Source organism: Oceanicella sp. SM1341 (genome assembly GCF_003448965.1).
GTDB lineage: Bacteria > Pseudomonadota > Alphaproteobacteria > Rhodobacterales > Rhodobacteraceae > Paroceanicella.
On sequence record NZ_QRGC01000082.1, the window covers coordinates 1 to 1278 of the forward strand.

The 1278-nt window shown below is 58.3% G+C and carries 1 protein-coding gene and 1 pseudogene; both read left to right on the forward strand.

Features of this window, described 5'->3' with window-relative positions; genetic code table 11:
- Window positions 1-246: pseudogene (locus D3P35_RS25770) on the forward strand (hypothetical protein); the annotation flags it as partial.
- 323 nt (window positions 247-569) lie between these two features.
- Entirely contained in the window at window positions 570-1061 is a 492-nt protein-coding gene (locus D3P35_RS25775; RefSeq protein WP_043870061.1) for a hypothetical protein, read from the forward strand.
- The last annotated feature ends 217 nt before the right edge of the window (window positions 1062-1278 follow it).

Here is a 1278-nt window from a genome sequence, read left to right on the forward strand (position 1 = left end):
GCACCGGATCGACGAACTCCTGCCGTGGAACTTCAAGCCGTCAAGCTGAACTCCGGTGGGGCGCAGACGCCGCTTACAGTCTTTCTCGATGGTCGCTGGTGGGTCTTCGATCCGCGCAACAACACACGGCGCACCGCGAGGATCCTGATAGCGCGCGGCCGGGATGCAGCCGATGTACCTTTGACGCAGACCTTCGGACCGAACACGCTGCTGGAGTTCCGGGTCTGGACCGATCAAGTGACCTGATCGGGCCTCAATCCAAGTGACCGGCCATCGTAAATTAGGGTGCCAATCCCCATATCTGTGCCAGGCCCCCGAGTTTCCGTTCAGGAGCGCCCAAGATCGGGGGGAATCGATTTTGCGCCGTTCGAAGCTCTGCCATTCGGTTCGGCGCACCTTCTGCGAAACGCTCTTCTGCTATCTCGACGAAGCCTCGGAGGATCGGCCATCCGACGAGTACGGCTCTGATCCTTTCTGATGCAAGGCTCTGGATCTGCAGTTCTTCCAATGAAAGGAAGGCCGCTGGCAGAAAATGAGATCACCATATTGACCGAAAAAGGAGGACGCAGATGGAATACCCCAAACTAAAGAGCGTTGCGGTTTTTTCGAGACCGTTCACGGTCCCGGGTTTTGACGAAATGCTGCCGGCCGGAACCTATGACATCGAAACCGAGCTGAGTGCGCCGCCCGATGACCGCAACCCCGATGCCTGGAAGGCCTCGGTCCTGATAAATCTGCATCCGCGAACTTCACAACCTGGGCTATCACGAACCTTGACGGTTTCTCTGGCCGATCTCGATGCGGCCCGCGCAAAAGACGAACTCACCGGGAAAGAACTCACAGAATTCTTCCTCGAAGAGATGTTGGCCGACCCGATGGTGCAGCTGGTTATGCGGGCTGACGGCGTCTCTGCAATGCAGCTTCGGCAAATCTACTCAGGTAAACGTTCGTCTGAGGCCGCGCGTGAAGTCACGACACCCATCCGTGAAGCTAGAACTCCGCAGGACAAGTCTTCGATCCAGGCTGCGGAGAACGAAGGAATGCCGCCGCGGTCAAATTGAGCCGCGCGCCGTAGTGCGCACGCCGACACTTCGGCTCCCGGTCTCCCCTGAGTTGGCCGTGCTAGAAAAAGAGGAACACAACATGCCTGATCATGATGACGGCCCGGAAGATCGAGGGCCTTGGAACACCAAACAGAACCGTAAGCGGCGTCTGCGCCCCACCGGAGTTCAGCTTGACGGCTTGAAGTTCCACGGCAGGAGTTCGTCGATCCGGTGC

What these genes read in the sequence shown, in the direction of transcription:
- D3P35_RS25775 (WP_043870061.1), top strand. Translation starts at nt 570, where the DNA reads ATGGAATACCCCAAACTAAAGAGCGTTGCGGTTTTTTCGAGACCGTTC.